Here is a 22,488-nt window from a genome sequence, read left to right on the forward strand (position 1 = left end):
TACCGTCGCCTCCGCGTTCCAGGGCGCGACGAGGTTGGACCAGGCGTGCTTGGCCAGTCCGGCCCCGGTGACCGGGCCGGGTCCACCCGAAGCGGCGGGTGGACCCGGTGTCGGTCACCGCGTCAGGAACCTACGGCGTCACGGCGAGGCCGGGGGATACAGCGACCGCGGCAACTGCCCCGCCGCCGCCGAGTCCAGCAGCCACAGCGTGCGCGCACGGCCCCGGGCCCCGGCCGCCGGAGCCTGGATCTCGCCCGCGCCCGACAGGGCGATGGCCGCCGCGTTCGCCTTGTCCGCGCCCGCCGCCAGCAGCCACACCTCACGCGCCGACCGGATCGCCGGAAGGGTCAGCGAGACCCGGACCGGCGGCGGCTTGGGCGCACCGTGCACCGCCACCACCGTACGGTCCGTCTCCCGCACCGCGGGAAGCTCCGGAAACAGGGAGGCCACATGTGTGTCCGGTCCGACCCCCAGCAGCAGCACGTCGAACGACGGCACCGCGCCATGGTTCTCGGCCTTCGAGGCCGCCGCCAGCTCCTCGGCGTAGGCGGCGGCGGCGGCGTCCACGTCCGCCCCGAACGGACCGTCCGACGCGGGCATTGGGTGCACGCGCTCCGGGTCCAGCGGCACCGAGTCGAGCAGCGCCGCCCGCGCCTGGGTGACATTGCGCTCCGGGTCGCCCTCCGGCAGGTAGCGCTCGTCGCCCCACCACAGGTCGAGCCGGGTCCAGTCGATCGCGTCCCGGGCGGGCGCGGTGGCCAGCGCGGCCAGCAGACCATTGCCGTTGCGCCCGCCGGTCAGCACCACCGAGGCGGAGCCCCGGGACGCCTGGGCGTCCACGATCCGGGTGATCAGCCGGGCGGCGGCGGCCTCGGCCATCAGCTCCTTGTCCCGGTGCACGACCAGCTGCGGGGTGTTCACTTGGCCGCCGCCTTCTTCGCGGTGGCCTTCTTCGCCGGTGCCTTCTTCACCGGCGCGGGCGCGGCCTCGGGCGTCTGAGGAGCCTCCGGAGCCGCCGGTTGCGTCGCGTGCAGCCGCTCCACCCCGAACCGCAGCGCGGACGCGTAGGTGTCGTCCGGGTCGAGCCGCCGCAGCTCCTCCGCGATCAGCTCGGCCGTCTCCCGCCGCTTGAGCGCCACCGCCCGGTCCGGCTGACCGTCGATGGACAGGGTGGCCAGCGAACCGTCCGCCCGGTCCAGCACGATCGGCCCGCAGTCGGTCTGCATCCGTACGGCGGTCAGTCCCGGACCGCCGGACAGCGACCGCTTCACGGGCACGTCCAGCCGGTCCGCGAGCCACATGGCGAGCAGCTCGCAGCTCGGATTGAACTCCTCGCCCTCCACCTCCACCCCGGTGACCTCGCACACCACCTGGTCCAGGGCCGCCGCCAGCATGGAGCGCCAGGGCGTGATCCGGGTCCAGGACAGATCGGTGTCGCCGGGCGTGTAGGTCCCGGCCCGCTCGGTCAGCTCCCGCACCGGCTGCTCGGCCGCGTAGGTGTCGGTGACCCGGCGCTGGGCGAGCGCGCCCAGCGGGTCGCTGGCCGGGTCGAGCGGGGCGCCCGCCGGCCACCACACGACCACCGGGGCGTCCGGCAGCAGCAGCGGCAGCACCACCGACTGGGCGTGGTCCACCACCTCGCCGTACAGCCGGAGCACCACGGTCTCGCCGGTGCCCGCGTCCGCGCCGACCCGGACCTCGGCGTCCAGCCGGGACTGGGTGCGGTCACGGGGCGTGCGGGCGTGCCGCTTGATCACCACCAGCTTGCGCGAGGGGTGCTCGCGCGAGGCGTCGTTGGCGGCGCGCTGGGCGTCGTAGGCGTTCTCCTCGTCGGTGACGATGACAAGGGTGAGGACCATGCCGACGGCGGGCGTGCCGACCGCGCGGCGGCCCTGCACCAGCGCCTTGTTGACCTTGCTGGCCGTGGTGTCGGTGAGGTCTATCTTCATGGCCGGCGCCAGCTCCTGCCGTCTCGTTCGAGCATCTCGTCCGCCTCGACCGGGCCCCAGGTCCCCGACGGGTACTGCGCGGGCCTGCCGCTCGCGTCCCAGTACTCCTCGATCGGGTCGAGGATCTTCCAGGACAGCTCGACCTCCTCGGTGCGCGGGAAGAGGTTGGAGTCGCCGAGCAGCACATCGAGGATCAGCCGCTCGTACGCCTCCGGGCTGGACTCCGTGAAGGACTCGCCGTACGCGAAGTCCATGGACACGTCCCGGATCTCCATCGAGGTGCCCGGCACCTTGGAGCCGAAGCGGACGGTGACGCCCTCGTCCGGCTGGACCCGGATCACGATGGCGTTCTGCCCGAGCTCCTCGGTGGCCGTGGAGTCGAAGGGGGAGTGCGGGGCGCGCTGGAAGACCACCGCGATCTCGGTGACCCGGCGGCCGAGCCGCTTGCCGGTGCGCAGATAGAAGGGGACGCCCGCCCAGCGGCGGTTGTCGATCTCCAGCTTCACGGCCGCGTAGGTGTCGGTGGTGGAGGAGGGGTCGATGCCGTCCTCCTCCAGATAGCCGACGGCCTTCTCGCCGCCCTGCCAGCCCGCCGCGTACTGGGCGCGCACGGTGTCCCGGCCCAGGTCGCGGGGGAGCCGGACCGCGCCGAGCACCTTGGTCTTCTCGGCGGCCAGCGCGTCCGCGTCGAAGGAGGCGGGCTCCTCCATGGCGGTCAGCGCGAGCAGCTGGAGGAGGTGGTTCTGGATGACGTCCCGGGCGGCGCCGATGCCGTCGTAGTACCCGGCCCGGCCGCCGATGCCGATGTCCTCGGCCATGGTGATCTGCACATGGTCCACGAAGGACCGGTTCCAGATCGGTTCGAACATGGTGTTGGCGAAGCGCAGCGCCAGGATGTTCTGGACGGTCTCCTTGCCCAGGTAGTGATCGATCCGGAACACCTGGTCCGGGGCGAACACCTCATGGACGACCTTGTTCAGCTGCTCGGCGGAGGCCAGGTCGTGCCCGAACGGCTTCTCGATCACCGCGCGGCGCCAGGAGCCACCGGTCTGGTCGGCCAGCTGGTGCTTCTTCAGCTGCTGGATGACCACCGGGAAGGACCGCGGCGGCACCGACAGATAGAAGGCGAAGTTGCCGCCCGTGCCCTGCGCCTTGTCCAGCTCGTCGATGGTGTCGCGGAGCCGCTCGAACGCCTCGTCGTCGTCGAAGGTGCCCTGCACGAAGCGCATCCCCTGGATGAGCTGCTGCCAGACCTCCTCACGGAACGGGGTGCGGGAGTGCTCCTTGACCGCGTCATGGACCTCCTGGGCGAAGTCCTCGTTCTGCCACTCGCGGCGGGCGAACCCGACCAGCGAGAAGCCGGGCGGCAGCAGACCCCGGTTCGCGAGGTCGTACACCGCGGGCATCAGCTTCTTCCGGGACAAATCGCCCGTGACGCCGAAGATCACCAGGCCCGACGGCCCCGCGATACGCGGGAGCCGTCGGTCGGCGGGGTCACGCAGCGGGTTGGCTCCGCTACCGGAAACCCGAGACTGCGGGGACTGCGGGGACAAGGTGTCAGCCCTCCGAAGGGGCGAGGCGCTTGAGGACCGCCTCGGTGGACGCCAGCAGTTCGTTCCAGGACGCCTCGAACTTGTCGACGCCCTCGTCCTCCAGGACCTGCACCACGTCGTCGTACGCGATGCCGAGCTTCTCCACCGCGTCCAGCTCGGCCCGCGCCTGCTCATAGGTCCCGGCGATGGTGTTGCCGGTGATCTGCCCGTGGTCGGCGGTGGCCTCCAGGGTGGCCTCCGGCATGGTGTTCACCGTGTTCGGCGCGACCAGGTCGTCCACGTACAGGGTGTCCTTGTACGCCGGGTCCTTCACACCGGTCGACGCCCACAGCGGACGCTGCTTGTTCGCGCCCGCCTGCTCCAGCGCCGCCCAGCGGTCGGTCCCGAAGACCTCCTCGTACGCCTGGTAGGCGAGGCGGGCGTTGGCGACGGCGGCCTTGCCGCGCAGCGCCTTCGCCTCGTCGGTGCCGAGCGCCACCAGCCGCTTGTCGATCTCGGTGTCCACCCGGGACACGAAGAACGAGGCCACCGAGTGGATCAGGGACAGGTCCAGGCCCTTGGCCTTCGCCTTCTCCAGACCCGCCAGATAGGCGTCCATCACCGCGCGGTAGCGCTCCAGGGAGAAGATCAGCGTCACATTCACGCTGATGCCGCTGCCGATCACCTCGGTGATGGCGGGCAGCCCCGCCCGGGTCGCCGGGATCTTGATCAGGGTGTTGGGGCGGTCCACCAGCCAGGCCAGCTGCCGGGCCTCGGCGATGGTCGCCTTGGTGTCATGGGCGAGCCGCGGGTCCACCTCGATGGAGACCCGGCCGTCCTGTCCGCCCGTCGCGTCGAACACCGGCCGCAGGATGTCGGCGGCGTCCCGGACGTCCGCCGTGGTGATCATCCGTACGGCCTCGTCGACCGTCACCTTCCGCGCGGCGAGGTCCTCGAGCTGCTGCTCATAGCCGTCGCCACTGCTGATGGCCTTCTGGAAGATCGTCGGGTTGGTGGTGACCCCCACGACATGGCTCTGGTCGATCAGCTCGGCCAGGTTGCCGGACGTGATCCGCTTGCGCGACAGATCGTCCAGCCAGATCGCGACGCCTTCCTCGGAGAGGCGCTTCAGTGCGTCCGTCATGAAAAATGCATCTCCTACGTGTCAGTGCGTATGTCAGCGTCAGCGCCCGGCGGCGGCGTCGGATTCCCGCACGGCGGCCAGCGATTCCCTTGCCTTCGCGGCGATGTTCTCCGCCGTGAAGCCGAACTTCTCGAACAGCACCTTGCCGTCCGCAGACGCGCCGAAGTGCTCCAGCGACACGATCCGCCCGGCGTCCCCGACATACCGGTACCAGGTCAGGCCGATCCCCGCCTCGACCGCCACCCGGGCCCGCACCGACGACGGCAGCACACTCTCCCGGTACGCCGCGTCCTGCTCCTCGAACCACTCCACCGACGGCATCGACACCACCCGGGTGGCGACCCCCTCGGCCTCCAGCGCCTCCCGCGCCGCGACCGCGAGATGCACCTCGGAACCGGTCGCGATCAGGACCACCTCCGGTGTGCCCGACCCCGCCTCGGCCAGCACATAACCGCCGCGCGCCGCGTCCTCGTTGTGCGGGTAGACCGGCACGCCCTGCCGGGTCAGCGCCAGCCCGTGCGGGGCGCCCTTGCCGAACTCCTTGGTGTACCGGCGCAGGATCTCCCGCCAGGCGATGGCCGTCTCGTTGGCGTCGGCCGGACGGACGATGTTCAGCCCCGGGATCGCCCGCAGCGCCGCCAGGTGCTCCACCGGCTGGTGCGTCGGACCGTCCTCGCCGAGCCCGATCGAGTCGTGCGTCCACACGAACGTCACCGGCAGGTGCATCAGCGCCGACAGCCGGACCGCGTTGCGCATGTAGTCGGAGAACACCAGGAAGGTGCCGCCGTAGATCCGCGTGTTGCCGTGCAGCGCGATCCCGTTCATCTCCGCGCCCATCGAGTGCTCGCGGATACCGAAGTGGATCGTGCGTCCGTACGGGTCGGCCTCCGGCAGCGGGTTGTCCGCGGGGAGGAACGACGACGTCTTGTCGATCGTGGTGTTGTTGGAGCCCGCCAGGTCGGCGGAGCCGCCCCACAGCTCCGGGATCACCGCGCCGAGCGCCTGGAGCACCTTGCCGGACGCGGCCCGGGTGGCGACCCCCTTGCCCGCCTCGAAGACCGGGATCTTCTCCTCCCAGCCCACCGGCAGCTCACCCGCGGCGATCCGGTCGAACTCGGCCGCCCGCGCCGGGTTGTTGTCCCGCCACTCCTGGAACGTCTTCTCCCACTCGGCGCGCGCCTGGCTCCCCCGCTCCACGGCACCCCGGGTGTGGGTGATCACCGCGTCGGACACCTCGAAGGACTGCTCCGGGTCGAAGCCGAGGACCCGCTTGGTGGCCGCGACCTCCTCGTCGCCCAGCGCCGAGCCGTGCGCCGCCTCGGTGTTCTGCGCGTGCGGCGCGGGCCAGGCGATGATCGAGCGCATCGCGATGAACGACGGCCGGTCCGTCACCTGCTTCGCGGCCTCGATCGCGTTGTAGATCGCGTGCGGGTCCAGATCGCCGTCCGGCTTCGGGGCGATCCGCTGCACATGCCACCCGTACGCCTCGTACCGCTTGACGGTGTCCTCGGAGACGGCGGTCTCGGTGTCGCCCTCGATCGAGATGTGGTTGTCGTCCCACAGCAGGACCAGGTTGCCCAGCTTCTGGTGGCCCGCCATCGAGGACGCCTCCGCGGAGATGCCCTCCTGGAGACAGCCGTCACCGGCGATGCAGTAGATGAAGTGGTCGAAGGGCGACTCGCCCTCGGGGGCGTCCGGGTCGAACAGCCCGCGCTCGTAGCGCGCGGCCATCGCCATGCCCACCGCGTTGGCGACGCCCTGGCCCAGCGGCCCGGTCGTGGTCTCCACACCCGTGGTGTGCCCGTACTCGGGGTGCCCCGGGGTCTTCGAGCCCCAGGTGCGGAACGCCTTCAGATCATCCAGCTCCAGCCCGAAACCGGCCAGGTACAGCTGGGTGTAGAGGGTCAGCGAGGAATGTCCGGCGGACAGCACGAAGCGGTCCCGCCCGACCCAGTCGGCGTCCGCCGGGTCGTGCCGCATCACCTTCTGGAACAGGGTGTACGCGGCGGGAGCGAGGCTCATGGCCGTACCAGGATGGCCGTTACCGACCTTCTGTACGGCGTCGGCGGCCAGGACACGGGCCGTGTCGACGGCTCGCTGGTCCACATCGGTCCAGTCGAGGTCTGTGGTGGTCGGCTTGGTGCTCACCCTGGGTCAGGGCTCCTCTCCACATGTCACGCATGTCGCATCACGCATGTCGCATGCCGGTGCATCGGGCACCCGGCCGCTGTCGAGCCTACCCTTGCCCGTACCGGCGTTTTCCGCCTCGTTTCCAGACTGCCGGGACTTCCCCCGGTCCGCCTGTCGGCCGCGCCGGGCGCGCCCCCGGCACCTGAATACGGCCCCGCTCGTCCGTGCGCTCAACGCGGTGGACCCCGGCGCGCCCGGAGCACCCGTCGGCCCGTCCGGGGGCACCCGCGGACACGACCCCACCCCCGCGAATGTCCGGGTCTGGCCAACGTCTACAGTGTCGACGTACGCGTGAGCCTTTACCGGGGCTTAACACCTGGAGGCTCGCTGGGATGTCTCTGTCAGGGGTGTACGTGACGGCCGTTGAATCCCGTCCTGCGGGGGTCGCCGGGACGAGCCAGAGCCCGCGCCACCGGCCGTTCGGGGCCCGTGTCATGGCGTTCGTGGCGCTGACCAAGCCGCGGATCATCGAGCTGCTGCTGATCACCACCGTTCCGGTGATGTTCCTGGCGGAGCAGGGCGTGCCCGATCTGACGCTGGTGCTGCTCACCTGCGTCGGCGGCTATCTCTCCGCGGGCGGCGCCAACGCCCTCAACATGTACATCGACCGGGACATCGACGCGCTGATGGACCGCACCTCGCAGCGCCCCCTGGTCACCGGCATGGTCAGCCCCCGTGAGTGCCTCGCCTTCGGCATCACCCTCGCCATCGGCTCCACCCTGCTGTTCGGCTACACCGTCAACTGGCTCTCCGCCTGGCTCTCCCTCGGCGCGCTCCTCTTCTATGTCGTCGTCTACACGATGATCCTCAAGCGCCGCACCTCGCAGAACATCGTGTGGGGCGGCATCGCGGGCTGTATGCCGGTACTGATCGGCTGGACCGCCGTCACCGACTCGCTGACCTGGGCGCCGCTCATCCTCTTCCTGGTCATCTTCTTCTGGACCCCGCCGCACTACTGGCCGCTGTCCATGAAGGTGAAGGACGACTACGCGCGCGTCGGCGTCCCCATGCTGCCGGTGGTCGCCTCCAACAAGACGGTCGCCCGGCAGATCGTCCTCTACAGCTGGGTCATGGTCGCCGTCTCCCTGCTGCTGACCCCGCTCGGCTACACCGGCTGGTTCTACACCGCGGTCGCGCTGGCCGCGGGCGGCTGGTGGCTGTGGGAGGCACACGCCCTCCAGCACCGCGCCAAGGCCGAGGTGACCGGCGCGAAGCTGAAGGAGATGCGGCTGTTCCACTGGTCGATCACCTATGTGTCGCTGCTGTTCGTCGCCGTGGCCGTGGACCCCTTCCTGCGCTGAGCGCCCGCGCGGCGCTGAGGCGCAGGTCACCTCCCCGACCCCCGTACCCGTCGGTAGCATCCTGACCATGGCAGACGACACACAGCAGCCGGCCGCCCAGGACGGGACCACCGACTCCCGGGCCGCCGCCCGCGCCGAGCGCCGCACCGCCCGCCTCGCGAAGCAGATCGGCGCCTTCGCCCGCAAGCACGGCGGCACCGCCGAAGGACAGGTCGCCTACCTCGGCGAACGCGGCGCCCGGATCGTCCTGGTCGCCGCCGACGGCACCTGGGGCGACCTGGTCGCCCCCACCTACGCCGTCGCCGAGCAGGCCGTCGCCCGGTCCGGCATCACGGTCCACGCCTCCTTCGACGGCGAGTTCGCCGCCAAGGTGACGACCGGCCCGTACGAGTGGAAGCGCATGGCCGGAATCCAGGTCGGAAACGGCTGACGGACGCCCCCTGGTCTGTCAGGTGACCGCCCCCGCCATTCCGGCCAGACCTCCCGGACGGCAACACCTGAACCCCGCCCCACCCGTTAGGACGGAGAAGGGTCGGTCCAGCACGGGGAGCAGCGGGATGATCGAGACACCGGCGCTCGTGGACCAGCACTGCCACGGAGTGCTCCGCACGGAGCTGGGACTCGGCACCTTCGAGACCCAGCTCGCCCGCACCGCGGGCCCGCCCGCCCCCGGCACCACCCTCTTCGACACCCAGACCGGCTTCGCGGTACGCCGCTGGTGCCCCCCGCTACTCGGTCTGGAACCGCACAGCCCGCCCGCCCGCTATCTCGCCCGCCGCCGCGAACTGGGCGTCCTGGAGTCCGGCCGACGGCTGCTGCGCGGCAGCGGCATCACCACCTACCTCGTCGACACCGGGCTGCCCGGCGACCTCACCTGCCCCGCCGAACTCGCCACCGCCGCCGACGCCGACGCCCGGGAGATCGTCCGTCTGGAACTCCTCGCCGAGCAGGTCGCCGACACCTCCGGCACGGTCGCCTCCCTGCTCGCCAACCTCGCCGAGTCGGTGCACGGCGCCGCCGCCCACGCCGTGGCGTTCACCTCCGTCGCCGGGGTCCGGCACGGACTCGCCCTCGCCCCCGAACCGCCCGGCCCCGGCGAGGTACGCGGCGCGGCGGGGCGCTGGCTGGCCGGACGCCGGGCCGGCGACGAACTGAACGATCCGGTGCTGCTGCGCCATCTGCTGTGGATCGCCGTCGCCTCCGGACGGCCGCTGCAACTGCACACCGGGCTCGGGGAGCCGGGGGCGCGCACCGACCGGACCGACCCGGTGCTGCTCACCGGCTTCGTCCGGGCCACCGCCGGACTCGGCACCGATCTGATCCTGCTGCACGGCTACCCGTACCACCGGCACACCGCCCATCTCGCGGGCGTCTTCCCCCATGTGTACGCCGACTGCGGTGCCGCCCTGGCGCGTACCGGCGCCCGTGCCGCGCACGTCCTCGCCGAGGTCCTGGAGCTGGCCCCGTTCGGGAAGATCCTGTTCTCCAGCGGGGCGGGCGCGCTGCCCGAACTGCATGTGGTCGGGGCACGGTTGTTCCAGGAGGCGCTCGGCCGGGTGCTGGGCGCCTGGGTGGCCGACGGGGCGTGGTCGGCGGCGGACGCGCACCGGGTGGCCGCACTGATCGCGGCGGGCAACGCGCGGCGGGTGTACGGGCTCGACTGAGCCGGACAGACTGGCCCCATGCCGCACCAGGAACAGCCGCCGCCCGCCACCCGCGCCCTGCTCGACCGCTTCGTGACCGGGCTCCTGCCGCTCGCCCCGGTCGCGGTGTGGGCCCACGGCTCCCTCGCGGGCGGTGACTACCAGGAGGGCCGCAGCGACCTCGATCTGATCGCCGTCCTGCCCCGGACCCCCACCCCGGGCACGGTGTGGCGGCTGGCCCTGCTGCACGCCCGGCTGCGCGCCGACCCCCTCGCCCCGGGACTGCACTGCACGTATCTGACCCCGTCGGCCGCCGGGGACACCGCCCGCGCGCATCTGACCTGGGCGCACGAGCGGCTGTTCCGCCGCCCCGTCACCCCGGTGACCCGCCGTGAGCTGCACACCTTCGGCCGGGTCCTGTACGGCCGGGAGCCCGCCGGGCTGCTGCCGCCGGTGCCGGACCGGGAACTGGCCGCGTTCGTGCTCCGGGACCAGCGGGACTACTGGCGGCCCATGGTGGACCGGCCCGCGCTGTGGACCCGGGACGAGTGGGTCGACCTCGGGCTGATCACGCTGGCCCGCGCGACCGCCACCGTCACGGACGGGCGGCTGATCAGCAAGCGCGAGGCGCTCGCCCTGCTGCCCGCCCTGGGCGCCCCGGTGCCGGTGGTCGAGGACATCACCGCCCGCCGCTACGGCGGCCCGCGCCCGGCACCGGCCCCCGGCTGGCGGGACCGCCGCGCCGGACTGACCCGGGACTACCTGGGTCCGGCGATCGACGCGCTGGTCGCCTCGTACGGCTGAGCGGCCGGGGCGGGCACCTCGGCGGAGTCCGTCCCGGAGTCCGTCCCGGGGTGCGTGGCGGCCGGGCGCTCGCGCAGCGCCAGCAGCACCCGCAGCGTGGCGATCCACACCAGACACGAGCCGAGCATGTGCGCGCCGACCAGGACCTCGGGCAGATCGGTGAAGTACTGGACGTATCCGATCACGCCCTGCGCGAGCAGGATCACGAACAGGTCCCGGGTCCGGTCCAGCGGGCCCTTGGGAGCGTCGACCGCCTTGAGGACGAACCACAGGGCGAAGGTCAGGGTCACCACGATCCAGGCCAGCACCGAGTGCAGCCGGGTCACGTCCTCCCACGGGACGTCCATCCGGGGCACCTCGCTGGAGTCGCCCGCGTGCGGCCCGGCGCCGGTCACCACCGTGCCGACGGCGATCAGCAGGGCCGTCACCCCGACCAGGACCCAGACCAGTTGCCGCACCACCGCGCCGACCAGCGGACGCGGCTCGCCGTCGCCCTCGCGGGCGCGCTGCCACATCACCGTGGCCACCGCGATCAGCGCGGAGGAGAGCAGGAAGTGCAGGGCGACCGTGTACGGGTTGAGACCGACCAGCACGACGATCCCGCCCAGCACGGCGTTGCCCATGACCACCCAGAACTGGGCCCAGCCCAGCCGGGTCAGCTCCCGCCGGTACGGCTTCTCGGCGCGGGCGGCGATGATGGCCCAGCCGACGGCCGCGCACAGTACATAGGTCAGCATCCGGTTGCCGAACTCGATGACCCCGTGCAGACCCATCTCCCGGGTCGCGGTCAGCGAGTCGTCGGTGCACTTGGGCCAGGTCGGGCAGCCGAGGCCGGAGCCGGTGAGCCGCACGGCCCCGCCGGTGACGACGATGACCACCGCCATGACGAGGGCCGCGAGCGCGGCCCGGCGGACCGTGCGCGGGGTGGGGGTCCAGCGCGCGGCGATGAAGGCGAGGGGGTTGCGCACGGCGTCACGGGCGTCCGTACGGGTCAGCTTTGGCACGGGGCCATCGTAGAAGGCGGCTTGTGCACACGTTCACGAGGGGGGCCGCTCGCCGTGTCGTGCCTGCGTACGGGGGTGGTGGCGGGGCGGGGACACTCCGCTGCGGGCGGGGCGGCGGGGAGACTCTCGCGGCCGGGGGTACGCCTGCGGTGGCGGGGCTACGTCTGCGGCCGGGGCTGCTCACGCGGCCGGGGCTAGGCCCGCAGCCGGGGTTACTCCTGCGGCCGGGGCTACGCCTGCGGTCGGAGCAGCTCCCACAGCCAGGGCTACTCCCAGCGGAAGAAGCGGCCGGCCGCCGCCAGCCCCGCGACCGCCCACACCGCGAGGATCGCCAGACTGCCCCACGGCAGCCCGGCGCCGTCCTGGAGCACGTCCCGCAGCCCGTCCGAGAGCGCGGAGATCGGCAGCAGCCCGAGCACGTCCTGCGCGGCGGGCGGGAACTTGTCCAGCGGCACGATCACCCCGCCGCCCACCAGCAGCAGCAGGAAGACCAGATTGGCGGCGGCGAGCGTGGCCTCCGCCCTCAGCGTGCCCGCCATCAGCAGACCGAGCCCGGAGAACGCGGCGGTGCCGAGGACGAGCAGCAGGAGCACGGAGAACGGGTCGCCGTGCGGCGACCAGCCCAGCGCCAGCGCGATGGCCGTCACCAGCAGCACCTGGAGGATCTCGGTGACCAGCACCGCGAGGGTCTTGGCGGTCATCAGCCCCCAGCGCGGCAGCGGCGAGGACGCCAGCCGCTTGAGCACCCCGTAGCGCCGCTCGAAGCCGGTGGCGATGGCCTGACCGGTGAACGCCGTGGACATCACCGCCAGCGCCAGGATGCCCGGGGTCAGGAAGTCGACGGCCGCGCCCGCGCCGGTGTCGACGATGTCGACCGTGCTGAACAGCACCAGCAGCAGCGTCGGGATGACCACCGTCAGCAGCAGCTGCTCGCCGTTGCGCAGCAGCATCCGGGTCTCCAGCGCCGCCTGCGCCGCGATCATGCGGGGGAGCGGGGCGGCGCCGGGCCGGGGGGCGTACGTGCCGGTGGCGCTCATGCGCGCAGCTCCTTGCCGGTCAGTTCCAGGAAGACGTCTTCGAGGGTGTGGCGCTCGACCGAGATACGGTCCGGGAGCACTCCGTGCTGGGCGCACCAGGAGGTGACCGTGGCCAGCAACTGGGGGTCGATCTTGCCGGTGACCCGGTAGGAGCCCGGGGTCAGCTCGACCGCGGCGGCGTCGGCGGGCAGCGCCTTGAGCAGCGAGGCCACGTCGAGACCGGGGCGGCCGGTGAAGCGCAGGGTGTTCTCGGCGCCGCCCCGGCACAGCTCCTCGGGGCTGCCCTGGGCGACGACCCGGCCGTTGTCGATGATGGCGACGTCGTCGGCGAGCTGTTCCGCCTCGTCCATGTGGTGGGTGGTGAGGATCACCGAGACGCCGTCGGCGCGCAGATCGCGGATCAGGTCCCAGGTGGCGCGGCGGGCCTGCGGGTCGAGTCCGGCGGTGGGCTCGTCCAGGAAGACCAGCTCGGGGCGGCCGACGACGGCCATGGCGAGGGCAAGGCGCTGCTGCTGGCCGCCGGAGAGCCGACGGTAGGGGGTACGGCCGCAGGAGCCGAGGCCGAGCCGGGCGCTCAGCGCGTCCACGTCCAGCGGGTGGGCGTGCAGCCGGGCCACATGGCGCAGCATCTCGTCCGCGCGGGCGCCGGAGTAGACCCCGCCGGTCTGGAGCATCACGCCGATCCGCGGGCGCAGCGCGCGCGCCTCCCGGACCGGGTCGAGGCCGAGCACCCGTACGGTCCCGGAGTCGGGCCTGCGGTATCCCTCGCACATCTCGACCGTGGTGGTCTTCCCGGCGCCGTTGGGACCGAGCACGGCGGTCACCCCGGTACGGGCCACGAGGGAGAGTCGGTCCACCGCGGTCTTGTCGCCGTACCGCTTCACCAAGGCGTCGACCTGGACCACGGGCTCACTTCGCATGGGTCCAGAGTCTAGGTTCGCGGTGGGTGCGCCGGACGGGCGGGTACGGGAACTCCGGGAGCGCGCGGGGGGGTGGCAGGGCGCCGGGCGGCCGGAGCCCTTACGGGACCCCTTGCCAGACCCCATGCCGGGACCCTCACCGGACCTCTCACCGTGCCGCCGCCCTGCCCTCCCCCTGCCCTCGCCGTGCCCCCGCCCGCGCCCCCGCCTGGTCATTCGGGTCCGCCGAGCAGGATGTCTCCCACGCGGGGCCGGTGGACGGGGAGCCAGCCCTCGGCGTAGGCCACCGCGTCCGCGACCGGGAAGAGCCGGGTGGTGGCGGCGCCCGCCGTGCCCCGGACGACCGGGCGGTCGCGTTCGAAGTCATGGCCGAGTTCACCGAAGCGGTCCGAGCTGATCGAGACCTCCGTGATCTCCCGCCAGCCGTCCGGCGCCGGACGGCCGACCCGGGCCAGCGGGGCGGGTACGCGGTACTCGGCGAGATGGAAGGAGGTGCAGGAGTCGTAGCCCACGCCGAGCAGCAGCACCCGGGCGCCCAGCTCCTCCAGCCGGGCCAGCGGGCTGCGCTCGCCCAGCCGGCAGTCCTCGGCGTGGCCGTCGGTGACCGTCGCGGCGCGGGGGCCGACGGCGGCGAAGGAGGTCTGCGGATGCGCGCTGCGCAGGGCGCCGGGCCAGCGCCGTACGGTCTCCGGGATCACCCCGACGCCCCGGGTGGGGGTGAGGTCGGGGTCGTAGGGCGGCATGGTGGCGCGGATGGTGTCCCACCAGGACCGGGGGACCGGCGGGGCGGCCCAGACGGCGGGGTCGGAGAGATCGCCGCTCTGGGTGGGGACCACCAGCGTGCCGCGCGGGCCGAGGGCGTCCAGCAGCGCCTGGACCACGGCGACCGGGCCGCCGCACACCCAGCCCAGGGAGCGCAGCGAGGAGTGCACCAGCAGGGTCTCGCCGCTGAGCGCCCCGGCCGCGCGCAACTCGGCGGCGAGGCCGGCGCGGGTGACAAGAGGGCCGGTCGGAGGGGGTGCGGGCGTGTCGGACATGGTTCGGCAGTCTGCTCGACGGCGTCCGCCCGCGCCACCCGATTGCCGTACCGGCTGATCGATCAAAGATCGTTTCCGCAGGTCAGCTTAGGTTTACCTAAGTGACGCAGGGCACCGCTCGCCTGTACGGACGCGGCTTGTCAGGCTCTGAGGAATTACGCAACAATGGCGTTGTGAAAAACGTCGGCGAGGCCCCGCAGGAGGAACTCGCGACCGGGGAGCGGTCCACCCGCAACCGGGTCGCGCGCTCCATCCTGCAACACGGCCCCTCGACCGTTGCCGAGCTGGCCAGCCGCCTCGGCCTCACCCAGGCGGCCGTCCGCCGCCATCTGGACGCCCTGCTCGCCGACGACGTGGTGGCCGCCCATGAGCAGCGGATCTACGGCGCCCGTACGCGCGGCAGGCCCGCCAAGGTGTTCGCCCTGACCGACTGCGGGCGGGACGCCTTCGACCAGTCCTACGACCAGCTCGCCGCCGACGCCCTCAGCTGGATCGCCGAGCAGCACGGCGGCAGCGAGGCGGTCGCCGCCTTCGCCCGCGCCCGGATCGCCGCCCTCGCCGACGCCTACCGCACGGCGGTCGAGGCGGCCGGCCCCGAGGAGCGCACCGAAGCCCTGGCCAAGGCCCTCAGCGCCGACGGGTACGCTGCTACCGCGCGCAGCGCGCCCCAGCCCCGGCAGGGCGAGCAGCTCTGCCAGCACCACTGCCCGGTCGCCCATGTCGCCGAGCGGTTCCCGCAGCTGTGCGAGGCCGAGACGGAGCTGTTCGCCGAACTCCTCGGTACGCACGTCCAGCGGCTGGCCACCATCGCCCACGGCGACGGTGTCTGCACGACGTTCATCCCGAGGACCGCGAAGCCGCGGCGCCCCGGGAGCACCGCGACGGCGCGCACCCCGCAGACCCCCCAGACCCCTACCAACGCATCCACCAGCACGGCCGGGAGGAACCCCGCATGACTCTCCCCACGGAGACCGCCCACCCCGAACTCGAAGGGCTGGGCACGTACGAATACGGCTGGGCCGACTCCGACGAGGCCGGTGCCGCGGCGAAGCGCGGTCTGAGTGAGGCCGTCGTCCGCGACATCTCCGGGAAGAAGTCCGAGCCGGAGTGGATGACCAAGCTCCGCCTCAAGGGCCTCAGGCTCTTCGAGAAGAAGCCCATGCCGAACTGGGGCTCCGACCTCTCCGGCATCGACTTCGACAACATCAAGTACTTCGTGCGCTCCACGGAGAAGCAGGCGGAGTCCTGGGAGGACCTGCCCGAGGACATCAAGAACACCTACGACAAGCTGGGCATCCCCGAGGCCGAGAAGCAGCGCCTGGTCGCCGGTGTCGCCGCGCAGTACGAGTCGGAGGTCGTCTACCACCAGATCCGTGAGGACCTGGAGGAGCAGGGCGTCATCTTCCTGGACACCGACACCGCGCTCAAGGAGCACCCGGAGCTGTTCAAGGAGTACTTCGGCACGGTCATCCCGGTCGGCGACAACAAGTTCGCCTCGCTGAACACCGCGGTGTGGTCCGGCGGCTCCTTCATCTACGTCCCGCCGGGCGTCCATGTCGAGATCCCGCTCCAGGCGTACTTCCGGATCAACACCGAGAACATGGGCCAGTTCGAGCGGACCCTGATCATCGTCGACGAGGGCGCCTATGTGCACTACGTCGAGGGCTGCACGGCGCCGATCTACAAGTCGGACTCGCTGCACAGCGCGGTGGTCGAGATCATCGTCAAGAAGAACGCCCGCTGCCGCTACACGACCATCCAGAACTGGTCGAACAACGTCTACAACCTGGTCACCAAGCGTGCCGTCGCCTACGAGGGCGCGACCATGGAGTGGATCGACGGCAACATCGGCTCCAAGGTCACCATGAAGTACCCGGCCGTCTATCTGATGGGCGAGCACGCCAAGGGCGAGACCCTGTCCATCGCCTTCGCGGGCGAGGGCCAGCACCAGGACGCGGGCGCCAAGATGGTCCACATGGCGCCGAACACCTCGTCCAACATCGTCTCCAAGTCGGTGGCGCGCGGCGGTGGCCGTACCTCCTACCGCGGGCTGATCGAGATCGGCGAGGGCGCCCCCGGCGCCAAGTCCAACGTGCTGTGCGACGCGCTGCTGGTGGACACCATCTCCCGCTCGGACACCTACCCCTATGTCGACGTCCGTGAGGACGATGTGTCCATGGGCCACGAGGCGACCGTCTCCAAGGTCTCCGAGGACCAGCTCTTCTATCTGATGAGCCGCGGGCTGAGCGAGTTCGAGGCGATGGCGATGATCGTGCGCGGCTTCGTCGAGCCGATCGCCAAGGAGCTGCCCATGGAGTACGCCCTGGAGCTGAACCGGCTGATCGAGCTGCAGATGGAAGGCGCGGTCGGTTAAGACCCCCGCCCCCGTCCGACAGCAGCAGGCGGCCCGCCTCCCCGGGGGGCGGGCCGAGGATCGCACCGCCCAAGCGTCAAGCGCGCAAGCGTAAGGAAGAGAGCAGACCGACAGCCATGGCTGAGGCTCAGAACATCCCGGTGGGTTCCACCACCGCCGGCTCGATCGCGGTGGCCGCGGAGTCGACCGTCGCCACCCGCATGAGCGCCCCCCCGTCCTTCGACGTGGCGGACTTCCCCGTGCCGCACGGCCGCGAGGAGGAGTGGCGGTTCACCCCGCTGGCGCGCCTGCGCGGGCTGCACGACGGCACCGCCACCGCCACCGGCACCGGAGTGAAGGTCGCCGTCGAGGCCCCCGAGGGCGTCACCGTCGAGACCGTCGGCCGCGACGACGCCCGGCTCGGCCGGGCCGGCACCCCCGTCGACCGGGTCGCCGCCCAGGCGTACTCCGCGTTCGAGCAGGCCGGGATCGTCACCGTGCCCAAGGACACCCAGCTCACCGAGCCGATCCGGATCACCGTGCACGGCGAGGGCGGGGTCGCCTACGCCCACCAGGTGATCGAGCTGGGCGCCTTCGCCGAGGCGCTGCTCGTCATCGACCACACCGGTGACGCGGTCCTCGCGGGCAATGTCGACTACGTCCTCGGCGACGGCGCCAGGCTCACCGTGGTCTCCGTCCAGGACTGGGACGACAAGGCCGTCCATGTGGCCCAGCACAACGCCCTCGTCGGCCGCGACGCCACCTTCAAGTCCGTGGTCGTCACCTTCGGCGGCGACGTCGTACGGCTGCACCCGCGGGTCGCCTACTCCGGCACCGGCGGCGAGGCCGAGCTGATCGGGCTGTACTTCACCGACGCCGGACAGCACCAGGAGCACCGGCTGCTGGTCGACCACAACGTTCCGCACTGCAAGTCCAACGTGGTCTACAAGGGCGCCCTCCAGGGCGAGCAGGCGCACGCGGTGTGGATCGGCGACGTCCTCATCGAGGCCCGCGCCGAGGGCACCGACACCTATGAGATGAACCGCAACCTGGTCCTCACCGACGGCGCCCGGGTCGACTCGGTGCCCAACCTGGAGATCGAGACCGGGGAGATCGTCGGCGCCGGACACGCCTCCGCCACCGGCCGGTTCGACGACGAGCAGCTGTTCTACCTGATGGCCCGCGGCATCCCCGAGCACGAGGCCCGCCGTCTGGTGGTGCGCGGCTTCTTCGCGGAGCTGGTCCAGCAGATCGGCATCCCGGACGTCGAGGAGCGGCTCATCGCCCGGATCGAGCAGGAGCTGGAGGCCGCGGTCGCATGAGCCCCTTCGTGCGTGTCTGCGCGCTCAGCGAGCTGGAGGAGGACACCCCCAAGCGGGTGGAACTCGACGGCACACCGATGTCCCTGGTGCACACCGAGGGCGAGGTGTTCGCCATCTACGACATCTGCTCGCACGCCAACGTCTCGCTGTCCGAGGGCGAGGTGGAGGACTGCGCCATCGAGTGCTGGCTGCACGGCTCCACCTTCGACCTGCGCACCGGCAAGCCGTCCGGCCTCCCCGCCACCCGGCCCGTACCCGTTTACCCCGTAAAGATCGAAGGGGACGACGTGCTCGTCTCCCTCACCCAGGAGTCCTGAGGCACCCATGGCAACGCTTGAAATCCGAGACCTGCACGTCACCGTCGAGGCCGACAACGCCACGAAGGAGATCCTCAAGGGCGTCGACCTCACCGTGAAGCAGGGCGAGACGCACGCCATCATGGGCCCCAACGGCTCCGGCAAGTCGACCCTCGCCTACTCGCTGGCCGGTCACCCCAAGTACACGATCACCAGCGGCACCGTCACCCTCGACGGCGAGGACGTCCTGGAGATGTCCGTCGACGAGCGGGCCCGCGCCGGACTGTTCCTGGCGATGCAGTACCCGGTCGAGGTCCCCGGTGTCTCCGTCTCCAACTTCCTGCGCACCTCCGCCACCGCCATCCGCGGCGAGGCCCCCAAGCTGCGTACCTGGGTGAAGGAGGTCAAGGAGGCCATGGAGCGGCTCCACATGGACCCCTCCTTCGCCGAGCGCAATGTCAACGAGGGCTTCTCCGGCGGTGAGAAGAAGCGCCACGAGATCCTCCAGCTCGAACTGCTCAAGCCGAAGATCGCGATCCTGGACGAGACCGACTCCGGTCTCGACGTGGACGCGCTGCGGGTGGTCTCCGAGGGCGTCAACCGGGTCCGGGAGTCCGGCGAGGTCGGCACCCTGCTGATCACCCACTACACGCGCATCCTGCGCTACATCAAGCCCGACCACGTCCATGTCTTCGCGGGCGGCCGGATCGCCGAGTCCGGCGGCCCCGAGCTGGCGGACAAGCTGGAGAACGAGGGCTACGAGGCATACGTGAAGGGTGGCGCATCCGCGTGACACACATGCCGGGCCTCCTCGACACCGAGGCGATCCGCAAGGACTTCCCCATCCTGGACCGCCAGGTCCACGACGGTAAGAAGCTCGTGTACCTGGACAACGCGGCGACCTCGCAGAAGCCGCGCCAGGTACTGGACGCCCTGAGCGAGTACTACGAGCGGTACAACGCCAACGTCCACCGCGGTGTGCATGTCCTCGCCGAGGAGGCCACGGCGCTGTACGAGGGCGCGCGCGACAAGGTCGCCGACTTCATCAACGCGCCCAGCCGCGACGAGGTGATCTTCACCAAGAACGCCTCCGAGTCGCTGAACCTGGTGGCGAACATGCTCGGCTGGGCCGACGAGCCCTACCGGGTCGACGCCGACACCGAGATCGTCATCACCGAGATGGAGCACCACTCCAACATCGTCCCCTGGCAGCTGCTGTCGCAGCGCACGGGCGCGAAGCTGAAGTGGTTCGGTCTCACCGACGACGGCCGCCTCGACCTGTCCAACATCGACGAGATCATCACCGAGAAGACGAAGATCGTCTCCTTTGTGCTGGTGTCGAACATCCTGGGCACGGTCAACCCGGTCGAGGCGATCGTCCGGCGCGCCCAGGAGGTCGGCGCGCTGGTCTGCGTCGACGCCTCCCAGGCCGCCCCGCACATGCCGCTGGACGTGCAGTCCCTCCAGGCCGACTTCGTGGCCTTCACCGGCCACAAGATGTGCGCGCCGACCGGCATCGGGGTCCTGTGGGGCCGCCAGGAGCTGCTGGAGGACCTGCCCCCGTTCCTGGGCGGCGGCGAGATGATCGAGACCGTCTCGATGCACTCCTCCACCTACGCCCCGGCGCCGCACAAGTTCGAGGCGGGCACCCCGCCGATCGCCCAGGCGGTCGGTCTCGGCGCGGCCATCGACTATCTCGACGCCCTCGGCATGGACAAGATCCTCGCCCATGAGCACGCGCTCACCGAGTACGCGGTCAAGCGGCTCCTGGAGGTCCCCGACCTCAGGATCATCGGCCCCTCCACGGCCGAGGACCGGGGCGCGGCGATCTCCTTCACGCTCGGTGACATCCACCCCCATGACGTGGGGCAGGTGCTGGACGAGCAGGGCATCGCGGTCCGGGTCGGCCACCACTGCGCCCGCCCGGTCTGCCTGCGCTACGGAATTCCCGCGACCACACGAGCGTCGTTCTATCTGTACTCCACGCCGGCCGAGATCGACGCGCTGGTCGACGGCCTGGAGCACGTACGGAACTTCTTCGGCTGAGGGGCGTGCTGGAACCGTGAAGCTGGACTCCATGTACCAGGAAGTCATCCTGGACCACTACAAGAACCCGCACGGGCGTGGTCTGAGGGACGGCGACGCCGAGGTCCACCATGTGAACCCGACGTGCGGCGACGAGATCACCCTGCGCGTGAAGTACGACGGCACGAGGATCGAGGACGTCTCGTACGAGGGCCAGGGCTGCTCGATCAGCCAGGCCAGCGCCTCGGTGCTGAACGAACTGCTGGTCGGCAAGGACGTCACCGACGCGCGGAAGATCCAGGAGACCTTCCTGGAGCTGATGCAGTCCAAGGGCCGGATCGAGCCGGACGACGCCATGGAGGAGGTGCTGGAGGACGCGGTCGCGTTCGCCGGTGTCTCCAAGTACCCGGCACGGGTGAAGTGCGCCCTGCTGAGCTGGATGGCGTGGAAGGACGCGACGGCCCAGGCCCTGGGCTCAGGGACCGTCGCCGACGCCTCGGAAAGGAAGACGGCATGACCGAGACCCTTGAGACGAAGCCGGCCTCGGAGGAGGAACTCCGCGAGGCCCTGATGGACGTCGTGGACCCCGAGCTGGGCATCGACGTCGTCAACCTCGGCCTGATCTACGGCATCCATGTGGACGACTCCAACGTGGCCACCATCGACATGACCCTCACCTCGGCGGCCTGTCCGCTCACCGATGTCATCGAGGACCAGGCCAAGTCCGCCACGGACGGCCTGGTCAACGAGTTGCGCATCAACTGGGTGTGGATGCCGCCATGGGGCCCCGACAAGATCACCGACGACGGCCGGGAGCAGCTGCGGGCGCTGGGCTTCAACGTCTGACGCGCCCCTGACCTTCTCGCAGTCCCTCTCGTGGTCCCTCTCGCAGTCCCTCGTACGGCCCCCGGCAGCGATGCCGGGGGCCGTTCCCGTTCCCGTACCCCTTCCCGTGGCCCGTCCTGAATCGTTATGTACGCCCGTACACATGCCTGTGTACGCTCGCCCGTATGGGTTTCCTCCTGCTGGCCGGTGCCATCGCCGCCGAGATCGCCGCGACCACCTCCATGAAGTACAGCCAGGGCTTCACCAGGCTGTGGCCCTCGCTGATCACCGCGGCCGGGTACATAGTGGCCTTCGTGCTGCTCGCCCAGACGCTCAAGACGATCTCCGTGGGCACCGCCTACGCCATCTGGTCCGGCGCCGGGACCGCCGTGATCGCGCTCATCGGGACCGTCTTCCTCGGGGAGGGGATGACCCTGACCAAGGCCGCCGGGATCGCCCTGATCGTCATCGGGGTCGTGGTGCTGAATCTGGGCGGCGCCCACTGATGGCCCGCCGCCACGACCCCGGGCGCCGCCAGCGGATCATCGACGCGGCGATCCGGGTCGCCGCGGCCCAGGGCATCGCCGGGCTCAGCCATCGCACGGTCGCCGCCGAGGCCGATGTGCCGCTGGGCTCCACCACGTACCACTTCGCGACCCTGGACGAGCTGCTGATCGCCGCGCTGCGGCAGTGCAACGAGGGGTTCGCCACCGTGCTGGCGGACCACCGCGCACTGCTCGACGGCTCCACCGACCTGGCCGCCGGACTCGCCACCGTGCTCGGCGTCTGGCTCGCCGGGGAGCGGACCGGGGTGGAGCTGGAGTACGAGCTGTATCTCGCCGCCCTGCGCCGCCCCGCGCTGCGCCCGGTCGCCGCCGAATGGACCGACGCGGTGACCGAGGCCCTCGCCCCGCACACCGACCCGGTGACCGCGCGGGCCGTCGTGGCGCTGATGGACGGCATCTGTCTCCAGGTCCTGCTGACCGACACGCCCTACGACGAGGGCTACGCGCGGGAGATGCTGGGACGGGTGATCGCGGGCCCGCCGCCCGCCCGATGAGACGCCTCCGCGCTGGTTAGGCTCCTCGGGCCGGGGACGGTTAGGT

At 71.3% G+C, this 22,488-nt stretch carries 23 protein-coding genes; 14 read left to right on the forward strand and 9 right to left on the reverse strand.

Translation table 11 applies throughout. From position 1 onward, the window contains the following. Positions 1 to 138: 138 nt before the first annotated feature. Genes pgl through tkt form a run of 5 tightly spaced genes read right to left on the reverse strand, consistent with a single transcriptional unit; the run spans position 139 to position 6,773 of the window. Entirely contained in the window at positions 139 to 921 is a 783-nt protein-coding gene (gene pgl, locus AB0D49_RS30725) for a 6-phosphogluconolactonase (protein ID WP_362763566.1), read from the reverse strand. Beyond that, the gene (gene opcA, locus AB0D49_RS30730; RefSeq protein ID WP_362763569.1) at positions 918 to 1,949 is read right to left on the reverse strand and encodes a glucose-6-phosphate dehydrogenase assembly protein OpcA; all 1,032 of its coding nucleotides are present in this window, start codon (positions 1,947 to 1,949) and stop codon (positions 918 to 920) included. Before opcA ends, pgl begins: the two co-directional genes overlap by 4 nt. Further along, entirely contained in the window at positions 1,946 to 3,502 is a 1,557-nt protein-coding gene (gene zwf, locus AB0D49_RS30735) for a glucose-6-phosphate dehydrogenase (protein ID WP_362763572.1), read from the reverse strand. The genes opcA and zwf overlap by 4 nt, the downstream gene beginning before the upstream one ends. 4 nt (positions 3,503 to 3,506) lie before the next feature. Continuing rightward, a complete protein-coding gene (gene tal / locus AB0D49_RS30740) occupies positions 3,507 to 4,625 on the reverse strand; it encodes a transaldolase (protein WP_362763575.1) in 1,119 nt (372 codons plus the stop codon). A 39-nt stretch (positions 4,626 to 4,664) separates the two neighbouring features. Beyond that, complete coding sequence (gene tkt / locus AB0D49_RS30745) at positions 4,665 to 6,773, reverse strand: transketolase (RefSeq protein WP_362763577.1); 2,109 nt, start codon at positions 6,771 to 6,773, stop codon at positions 4,665 to 4,667. Positions 6,774 to 7,162: 389 nt separating this feature from the next. Between tkt and AB0D49_RS30750 the strand changes: the two genes are divergently transcribed. The 4 genes from AB0D49_RS30750 to AB0D49_RS30765 all read left to right on the forward strand — a co-directional run bounded on the left by AB0D49_RS30750 (position 7,163) and on the right by AB0D49_RS30765 (position 10,563). After that, on the forward strand, positions 7,163 to 8,116 hold the full coding sequence (locus AB0D49_RS30750; RefSeq protein ID WP_362763967.1) for a heme o synthase: 954 nt from the start codon (positions 7,163 to 7,165) through the stop codon (positions 8,114 to 8,116). A 67-nt stretch (positions 8,117 to 8,183) separates the two neighbouring features. Next, positions 8,184 to 8,546 (forward strand): hypothetical protein, encoded by a 363-nt coding sequence (locus AB0D49_RS30755; protein WP_362763580.1) that lies wholly within the window; start codon positions 8,184 to 8,186, stop codon positions 8,544 to 8,546. A gap of 127 nt (positions 8,547 to 8,673) precedes the next feature. Further along, positions 8,674 to 9,780 carry an amidohydrolase family protein gene (locus tag AB0D49_RS30760; RefSeq protein ID WP_362763583.1) on the forward strand — a complete coding sequence of 369 codons (1,107 nt, stop codon included), beginning with the start codon at positions 8,674 to 8,676 and terminating at the stop codon, positions 9,778 to 9,780. A gap of 18 nt (positions 9,781 to 9,798) precedes the next feature. Further along, positions 9,799 to 10,563, forward strand: a complete 765-nt coding sequence (locus tag AB0D49_RS30765; protein WP_362763586.1) for a nucleotidyltransferase — start codon at positions 9,799 to 9,801, stop codon at positions 10,561 to 10,563. Here AB0D49_RS30765 and AB0D49_RS30770 read toward each other — a convergent pair. The 4 genes from AB0D49_RS30770 to AB0D49_RS30785 all read right to left on the reverse strand — a co-directional run bounded on the left by AB0D49_RS30770 (position 10,518) and on the right by AB0D49_RS30785 (position 14,561). After that, positions 10,518 to 11,558 (reverse strand): COX15/CtaA family protein, encoded by a 1,041-nt coding sequence (locus tag AB0D49_RS30770; RefSeq protein ID WP_362763970.1) that lies wholly within the window; start codon positions 11,556 to 11,558, stop codon positions 10,518 to 10,520. The genes AB0D49_RS30765 and AB0D49_RS30770 overlap by 46 nt on opposite strands. Positions 11,559 to 11,833: 275 nt before the next feature. Then, positions 11,834 to 12,604: an ABC transporter permease gene (locus tag AB0D49_RS30775; protein WP_362763589.1), complete on the reverse strand. Its 771-nt coding sequence runs from the start codon at positions 12,602 to 12,604 to the stop codon at positions 11,834 to 11,836. Next, a complete protein-coding gene (locus tag AB0D49_RS30780; protein ID WP_362763592.1) occupies positions 12,601 to 13,524 on the reverse strand; it encodes an ABC transporter ATP-binding protein in 924 nt (307 codons plus the stop codon). The genes AB0D49_RS30775 and AB0D49_RS30780 overlap by 4 nt, the downstream gene beginning before the upstream one ends. 212 nt (positions 13,525 to 13,736) lie before the next feature. Next, positions 13,737 to 14,561, reverse strand: a complete 825-nt coding sequence (locus tag AB0D49_RS30785) for an AAC(3) family N-acetyltransferase (RefSeq protein WP_362763595.1) — start codon at positions 14,559 to 14,561, stop codon at positions 13,737 to 13,739. Positions 14,562 to 14,734: 173 nt separating this feature from the next. On the opposite strand from AB0D49_RS30785, the gene AB0D49_RS30790 reads away from it, so the two are divergent. The 10 genes from AB0D49_RS30790 to AB0D49_RS30835 all read left to right on the forward strand — a co-directional run bounded on the left by AB0D49_RS30790 (position 14,735) and on the right by AB0D49_RS30835 (position 22,442). Then, a complete protein-coding gene (locus tag AB0D49_RS30790; protein WP_362763598.1) occupies positions 14,735 to 15,517 on the forward strand; it encodes an ArsR family transcriptional regulator in 783 nt (260 codons plus the stop codon). Beyond that, entirely contained in the window at positions 15,514 to 16,935 is a 1,422-nt protein-coding gene (gene sufB / locus AB0D49_RS30795; RefSeq protein ID WP_362763601.1) for a Fe-S cluster assembly protein SufB, read from the forward strand. The genes AB0D49_RS30790 and sufB overlap by 4 nt, the downstream gene beginning before the upstream one ends. 116 nt (positions 16,936 to 17,051) lie before the next feature. Next, positions 17,052 to 18,236, forward strand: coding sequence for a Fe-S cluster assembly protein SufD (gene sufD, locus AB0D49_RS30800; protein ID WP_362763604.1), 1,185 nt, complete (start codon positions 17,052 to 17,054; stop codon positions 18,234 to 18,236). Further along, positions 18,233 to 18,553, forward strand: coding sequence for a non-heme iron oxygenase ferredoxin subunit (locus tag AB0D49_RS30805; protein WP_362763607.1), 321 nt, complete (start codon positions 18,233 to 18,235; stop codon positions 18,551 to 18,553). Before sufD ends, AB0D49_RS30805 begins: the two co-directional genes overlap by 4 nt. Positions 18,554 to 18,560: 7 nt before the next feature. Continuing rightward, positions 18,561 to 19,325 (forward strand): Fe-S cluster assembly ATPase SufC, encoded by a 765-nt coding sequence (sufC, locus tag AB0D49_RS30810; protein WP_362763610.1) that lies wholly within the window; start codon positions 18,561 to 18,563, stop codon positions 19,323 to 19,325. Beyond that, positions 19,322 to 20,578 carry a cysteine desulfurase gene (locus AB0D49_RS30815; protein WP_362763613.1) on the forward strand — a complete coding sequence of 419 codons (1,257 nt, stop codon included), beginning with the start codon at positions 19,322 to 19,324 and terminating at the stop codon, positions 20,576 to 20,578. The genes sufC and AB0D49_RS30815 overlap by 4 nt, the downstream gene beginning before the upstream one ends. Before the next feature lie 16 nt (positions 20,579 to 20,594). Then, the gene (gene sufU, locus AB0D49_RS30820) at positions 20,595 to 21,074 is read left to right on the forward strand and encodes a Fe-S cluster assembly sulfur transfer protein SufU (RefSeq protein ID WP_362763616.1); all 480 of its coding nucleotides are present in this window, start codon (positions 20,595 to 20,597) and stop codon (positions 21,072 to 21,074) included. Then, complete coding sequence (locus AB0D49_RS30825) at positions 21,071 to 21,403, forward strand: metal-sulfur cluster assembly factor (protein ID WP_362763618.1); 333 nt, start codon at positions 21,071 to 21,073, stop codon at positions 21,401 to 21,403. The genes sufU and AB0D49_RS30825 overlap by 4 nt, the downstream gene beginning before the upstream one ends. A 164-nt stretch (positions 21,404 to 21,567) precedes the next feature. Beyond that, positions 21,568 to 21,888, forward strand: a complete 321-nt coding sequence (locus AB0D49_RS30830; protein WP_362763621.1) for a multidrug efflux SMR transporter — start codon at positions 21,568 to 21,570, stop codon at positions 21,886 to 21,888. After that, positions 21,888 to 22,442 carry a TetR family transcriptional regulator gene (locus tag AB0D49_RS30835; protein WP_362763624.1) on the forward strand — a complete coding sequence of 185 codons (555 nt, stop codon included), beginning with the start codon at positions 21,888 to 21,890 and terminating at the stop codon, positions 22,440 to 22,442. The genes AB0D49_RS30830 and AB0D49_RS30835 overlap by 1 nt, the downstream gene beginning before the upstream one ends. Positions 22,443 to 22,488 lie beyond the last annotated feature (46 nt).

It is taken from the genome of Streptomyces sp. NPDC048290, from assembly GCF_040652095.1.
Classification (GTDB): domain Bacteria; phylum Actinomycetota; class Actinomycetes; order Streptomycetales; family Streptomycetaceae; genus Streptomyces.